This is a genomic window from Haemophilus sp. HMSC066D02 (assembly GCF_001810545.1).
GTDB lineage: Bacteria > Pseudomonadota > Gammaproteobacteria > Enterobacterales > Pasteurellaceae > Haemophilus_D.
The window spans coordinates 1-276 of record NZ_KV801800.1 but is presented as its reverse complement, the minus strand read 5'-3'; the positions used below and the strand labels follow the sequence as shown (position 1 = coordinate 276).

Below are 276 nucleotides of genomic sequence, written 5' to 3'. Positions count from 1 at the left end.
CGAGAGGCTTAACTATACAACGCTCAAGGGTTTTGGGTGTTGAGAAGACGAAACAAACTCAGAGAAGAAGAAAGTATTGAAGGTTATCAGCTTGTTTGGTTGTGAGCGCTAGAGATAGCGGAGCAGAAAGAGAGAGAAAAGTTATTAAAGGAATAATCCTGGCGGCGATAGAGCGGTGGTCCCACCTGACCCCATACCGAACTCAGAAGTGAAACGCCGATGCGCCGATGGTAGTGTGGGGCTTCCCCATGTGAGAGTAGGACACCGCCAGGTACT

General features: G+C 49.3%; 1 rRNA gene. It reads left to right on the top strand.

What is annotated here, in order from left to right:
* Nucleotides 1–157: 157 nt before the first annotated feature.
* Nucleotides 158–273: ribosomal RNA gene (rrf, locus tag HMPREF2750_RS00010) — 5S ribosomal RNA — on the top strand.
* Nucleotides 274–276 lie beyond the last annotated feature (3 nt).